Raw genomic sequence first — 6,000 nt, 5'->3', positions numbered from 1 at the left:
CGCCGCCCACATGTCCCTTCATCTAAACCTACAATGTCAAAGAGCCGACAAAAAGACCGACACTCGCATAACCTCCCTCTCAGGAAGCTTGCAGCATCTGGTTTTTTGCGACCTCAGCAACCAGACCGTGTGGCCGTTCGCTGCGGTGACACCCCTCTAGGCCCACCCCACACACCCGTCAAATGCAAATTTCACTTTTATGGCAATTTTTCCAAACTCACACGTTTCGACGCTCCCGTGCCCTACCGGGTGACCCTGAGGGGCACACCGGAACGCCACCTCTAAATTCGCCAATCTTGATCAGACATTCATCCAGATTAGGATTCGGCCGTATCTTCGGGATGGCTATCGACTATCCCAAACTCTCGGCCGTACCGTCCACGATCCGGCCTTCACCATCGCGGCCGCAGCGCGCGGCGATCGATCCACTGGTCCGCAAGCTGGCTGCGGTACACCGGGTTTCGGTCGAGGAACGGACCGCGATCCAGGATGTCAGCGATCGGGGCTTGCTTCGGCTTCCCGCTCGCTCGGCGCTGGCTGGCGGGGCGCCGAGTTCGCGCGGCATTCATCTGCTTCTTGGCGGCTGGGCCTGCCGCTACAGGATGCTGCCGGATGGTCGACGCAGGATCGTCGCCTTTTACATGCCGGGCGATGTCTGCGATTTCGACATCCTCGCGCTTGGCGCGGGCGACCAATCGATCGCGTCGATCAACGCGGTGCAGGTCGTACAGATCGGCGCTACGACGCTTGCGGACGTTACGACACGGTATCCGGGGCTGGAGCGTGCGCTCTGGTCGGATGCGTTGATGACCGCAGCGATTCAGCGCGCGTGGACGATCAACGTCGGTCACAGCGCCGCGAAACAGCGTCTCGCGCATCTGCTTTGCGAGCTTTACCGACGCTCCGACCTGGTCGGGCTTGCGAAGGGAGGGAGTTGTGACCTCCCGCTTACGCAATTCCATCTGGGCGATGCCTGCGCGATGACCGCGATCCATATCAATCGCGTGTTGCAGGATCTGCGACGCGAGGGGCTGGTCTCGCTCGCGCAACGCCGGCTGACGATCCACGACTGGGAGGCGCTGGTCGCGCTCGCGACGTTCGACGACGGATATCTGACTGGTCGTATCCCGGCCGAGGCCCCGGCAATGTCGCCGCGTCAGGTCGCGATGGGAACGCCCGGCTGAAGCTGTCGACTAACTGTGCCAGGCGTCACCACCTGTACGTCGACCCATCGCGATGCTCGGCGGTTGGTCAGTAATTCCACTGGAGCTGGGTACGGATCAGGTCGCCTTCCGCACGCCCCGTCCGTCGCTCATCCGCCTCGAGCCGCTTCATGTGCGAATAGGCGATGGTCAGTTCGAGCGGCGGCACCGGCTGGAATTCGATACCCAGCTCGAGCTCGTCGGTCTCGAGCCGCGGCGCATTCGTCAGCGCCTTCCAGCCACCCCGGTAATATTGCCAGCGGGCATAGGGCATGAACGGCCCGACCAGCGACCGTTTCACGCGGCCCATTGCCTGGACATACCCGCCGTTTAGCGCGCGGGTCGTGATCGCCTGCTGCACGACGTCATATTCAGGCCCGCGGCCCCAGTTCCATTCGGCCTGAAACCCCAGCGGCCGGGGATACAGGATCGCGTGGACGCCGATGCGGTCGTCGGCGAACGCCCGGTCGCTGGTGCCCCCGTCACGAATTTCAGGCTGGACCCGGTTGCGGAGCAGCGCACCGCCGATCTCGAGCACCTGCCCCGTCCAGCGCTGCCCCAGCCCGTCGAGCTCGAACGGCCAGGTCGCCGCCAGGACCGTCATCACGCCGTCATTGGTCTCGGTGCGATTGATTCCCTGCCCGTTGAAGACGCCAATACCAAACGCGCCGTATTTGCCGAACAGCTTCTGGCCGTCCTCCTGAAGCCGCGACCAGATCCGGTCGACGTGGCGCGGCGTATAGAAGCCGATCACGCCGATATCGCGCTCGCTTGGAACCGCGCTGTTGATCCCGTCGCTGCGATCGAGCGTCAGGCGGTTCGACGAGGACTGCATGTTCTCCCAGCCATAGGGCACTTTGGACTGACCGAAGCGCAGGCTGAAGCGCTTGTCCGCATCGAGGAAGGTATCGACATAGGCATCGCGCAACTGGACAAAGGCCTCGCGCCGTTCGCCGCCCGACTGGTTGCTGACGCTGCTCGCGAAATCGGGCTGCAGGTAAAAGGATACGCGGTCGCTCAGATCGCCCTCCAGCACGAGCCGGATGCGGCGGAAGGTGAAGTTGGTGTCGTCGCCGATGCCGCCGTCATGCACGGAGCGAAGTCGGGACACGCCATCGGGTGCGCGACGATCGCCCGACACGATCTCGTTGAACCGCAGCTGCGTATACCCGCGGACGTTGATCGTCTCGTACCAGGGCTTCTTGGGCGCCGGGACAGGCTGCGGCGGTGTCGATGCCTGCATGATCGTCGCGGACGGCGGTACCATGGTCGGTGCGGCGCGCGCAGGCGCTAGCGCGGACGGCGCCGCCACGGGCGCCGCGCTCGGCGCGCTGCTCTGCGCGGTCTGAATCACAGAGCCGCCCGGACCACCCTGCGCCGCCTTGAGCTCGGCGATCGTCGCCTTGAGTTCGTCGATCTGACGCTGGAGGTCCTGGACGGTTTGCGCGCTCGCGCTGCCGGCGGAGGCCAGGAAGACCCCGGAGCCGACCGCGAGGGTGATGATACGGCGCTGCATAACCATGATCGATCGGACGCTCGGTACTGCGGTACGAGCCCCACTGCCCGCCCGGTCCGGCAGGGACAGGTCGACCCCGCCTTGCCACGGCTGGCCGATGCCCCAGCCGCGCCCGCACCGCAAGCAGCCGTTACGGGATTTTCGGCAGTATAGCGTTGAAAGGAAACGGTTCGGCCATCGGACTCCGTGGCGAACCGTTCCCGGCCCGCCACGGCAGTGCCCCGTCAGCCTACATGCGGAATGAGAGCGACGCGACGTAGGTGCGGCCGTTCTTGTAGAACGCGGTCGGCCGGTCAGGCGTCGCGTTGTACTGGCGATACGTCTCGTCGAGCAGGTTCTGCGCGTTGAGCGACAGCGTGATCTGCTTGGTCAGGTTGAACCCGGCCGACAGATCGAGCTGGTTATACGCCGCCACCATTTCGCGCGAGCCGAGCCGGCCGATCGTGCGGAAATACTTGGTGCGGTAATTGTAGCTGAGCCGCGCCTGGAACGGACCGCTCTCGAAATACGGGATCACGTTGACCGTATGCTTCGACAGATAGGGCAGGTTCAGCTCGGCGCCCGAGGCATCGCTCGACGAGGTGCTGCTGTCCTGGAACGTGTAGTTCGCCTGCAGGCCGAACCCGCCCCAGATCTCGCTCTGGCCCGAGACGAGGATACCGTTGACCTTGGCCTTGCCGCCGTTGATCGGCTGCGAGACGCTGTAATTGTTCTCGAGCTGCCCCGTGAGCGAATTGAACAGCGTCACACCCTCGGTCCGCGTCGTGATGATGTAGTTGCTGATCTCGCGACGGAAGGCTTCGACCGCGATCAGGCTGCCCGGGCGCGGATAGAATTCGGCCGTCGCCTCGTAGTTCGTCGATTCGTACGGCTTGAGGTTGGGGTTACCGCCGCCCGCATCGCGCGTCGTGTCGTTCTGCGAGATCGACGCGGCCAGATCCTGATAGCGTGGCCGCGAGATCACGCGCGCGACCGCACCGCGGAAGATCAGCGACGAGCTGGCTTCATAGGCGATGTTGAAGCTCGGCAGGAACTTCAGGTAATCGGTCGTCGTGGTCGTCGGCGTGGGCGTCGGGTTCGGGTTTGCCGCGGTCGACAGCGTCAGCGCGTAATCCGACACGTCCTGCGTATAGACGAGGCGGCCGCCGATGTTGCCGCGGAATCCGCCCTGGTCGAAGTTGAGCTGGGCATAGCTTGCCGCGACGGTCTCCTTGACCCGCGTGGTCGCACCGATCTTGGTGGTCAGCGGCGAGTTGATCGCGTTCGCCAGGATGTCGATGACCGCCTGCTGCGACAGGTTCAGATATTGGGTCGCGTTGCCGAGACCACCGCTGCCGCTGAACGTGCCGTCGGGCGTCGACGAGGTGGGCACGTTGAGCTGCGACGCGAGCTGCGACGTCGTCAGATAGGTGTTGATCCCGCGGCCATCGATGCGGTTGACGTGGTCGGTGATGCGCGCCCCGAGCAGGAGCTGCGTGAACGGACCGAAGGACACCGGGATCGTCGCGTCGTACCCGCCGAAGATATCGCGGTCGGTCGTGACGCTATAGTCGAGCCCGCCAATCTGTGCCGCGTTGAGCGCCGTGCCGTTGATGATGACCGGACGGCCCTCGATCTGCGCGGGGTTGTTGTTCGGGTTGGTGAAATAGTTCGCGGCGTTGGTCGGATCACCGGCGAAATTGACCGTGGCGCTGTCCTTGGTGAAGGCATAGCTGAACGGCAGGCGGGTCTGGACGTTGAACAGATATTCCGGATTGCGGCCGCCGGTCGCCTTGCTCCAGCCGCCGGCGAACGAGACCTTGGCGCCGGTATCGTCTTCATAATCGGCAAAGAAATTGAGGTTGTTCGTCTTCAGCTTGGTGCGACGGACCAGCGTGTCGAGCTGCGCGCTCTGGCTGGTGGCGGCCCCGAACGAGGCGGAGTCGACCACGCCATTGCTGACATTGGCGGACTGGAGGACGTTGCCCGTCCATGCGACCGGGATCGTGTACATCGACTGGCTGTAGTTGTTGTAGTTGCCGTCGATATGCAGTCCGTTGAGCGTCAGCGTCAGGTTGCTGACCGGACGGATCTGCGCGGTGCCCGAGAAGCTCTTGCGCTCGCGGGTCTGCTGGAAATACGCGTAGTTGATGCCGAAAGGCGCCACCGCGTTGATCAGGTCCTCCTTCGTGCCGCCGGTCACGGTCGCCGCGGGATTGAGCAGGAGGCCCTGCCCGCTCGCGTCGCGGCGGACCGCGCCATTGGCGTCCTTCTGGAAGAAGTCGGCGCCGCTCTGATAGCCGAAGAACTCGACGCCCGACCGAGTCAGGCTCTGCTTGTCGTAGGTGGCGGCGGCGAGGAAGCCGATCGTCTCGCTGTCGTTCTTCCAGCTGTACAGGCCCGAGCCACGGACATTGCCCTTGTCCGAGCGGTCATTGTACGAATAGCCGCCGGACGCGAAGATCGAATTGGCCTTCAATTCGAGCGGCCGCCGCGTGCGGACGATGACCGTCCCGCCGAGGCTGCCTTCCTCGATGCGGGGTTCGGGCGACTTGTAGACTTCGAGGCGGTCGACCAGTTCGGGTGCGAGCAGCGAATAGTTGAAGGTGCGGCTCGACGGGTCGTTGTCGTTGCCGCCCCAGTCGGCCGACGCCAGCGCGTGGCCATCGAGCAGCATGCGGTTGAGCGCGGGGTCCGTCCCCAGAATGGCGACCTTTTCACCCTCGCCGAAACGACGGTCGATGCTGACGCCGGGGATATGCGACAGCGACTCGGCGACGTTGCGATCCGGGAACTTGCCGATCGCCTCGGCGCTGATCACGTCGACCACCGCATTGGCCTCGCGCTTGACCGCGATGGCGCTGCGCAGGCTGCCACGGATACCGGTGACGACGATGTCGCTGTCGGCATTCGCGCTATCGGGGGTGGAGGATTGTGCGGTCGTACCGACCTGCGCGTCGGCGGACCCCGGGGCAGTCTGCGCGGAGGCCGCCGACATCGTCATCGCGAATGCGAGTGCGCTCGTGGCGAGTAAAACCTGCTTGTGGAAAACCATGGTCAAAGCCCCTTCCCTTCGACGCCGCAGCGCCATCCCCGACACGGCCGCCCGCATCGCTTGAAACCCGATCAGCCGGTATTGTTTTGGTCACCGATCCGACCGCGTGACGCAGCGATATAACCAATTCGCTTATCGAATCTATCGAGAAAATGACCTTTTTATTACCAATTATCGTTTTGATACAGCCGCGACACAATAGTCACACCGGAGACATTGGTCAGCATGACGAACGTATAGCGTCACAG

General features: G+C 63.9%; 3 protein-coding genes. 1 reads left to right on the top strand and 2 read right to left on the bottom strand.

Annotated elements, in window-relative coordinates:
- The first annotated feature begins 341 nt into the window (after nt 1-341).
- Nucleotides 342-1,184 (top strand): Crp/Fnr family transcriptional regulator, encoded by an 843-nt coding sequence (locus AC0CH3_RS03580; RefSeq protein ID WP_354302057.1) that lies wholly within the window; start codon nt 342-344, stop codon nt 1,182-1,184.
- 67 nt (nt 1,185-1,251) lie between these two features.
- Here AC0CH3_RS03580 and AC0CH3_RS03575 read toward each other — a convergent pair whose 3' ends face one another.
- Nucleotides 1,252-2,718 (bottom strand): porin, encoded by a 1,467-nt coding sequence (locus tag AC0CH3_RS03575; RefSeq protein ID WP_354302055.1) that lies wholly within the window; start codon nt 2,716-2,718, stop codon nt 1,252-1,254.
- A 229-nt stretch (nt 2,719-2,947) separates the two neighbouring features.
- Nucleotides 2,948-5,752 (bottom strand): TonB-dependent receptor, encoded by a 2,805-nt coding sequence (locus AC0CH3_RS03570; RefSeq protein ID WP_354302116.1) that lies wholly within the window; start codon nt 5,750-5,752, stop codon nt 2,948-2,950.
- Nucleotides 5,753-6,000 lie beyond the last annotated feature (248 nt).

Source organism: Sphingomonas sp. AC449, assembly GCF_979253475.1.
The sequence above is the reverse complement of the archived record's forward strand: the minus strand, read 5'-3'. Positions and strand labels throughout refer to the sequence as shown.

Bases quoted from the DNA above. Each gene is read 5' to 3' on its own strand.
- AC0CH3_RS03570 (WP_354302116.1), bottom strand. From the start codon at position 5,752: ATGGTTTTCCACAAGCAGGTTTTACTCGCCACGAGCGCACTCGCATTC.
- AC0CH3_RS03580 (WP_354302057.1), top strand. From the start codon at position 342: ATGGCTATCGACTATCCCAAACTCTCGGCCGTACCGTCCACGATCCGG.
- AC0CH3_RS03575 (WP_354302055.1), bottom strand. From the start codon at position 2,718: ATGCAGCGCCGTATCATCACCCTCGCGGTCGGCTCCGGGGTCTTCCTG.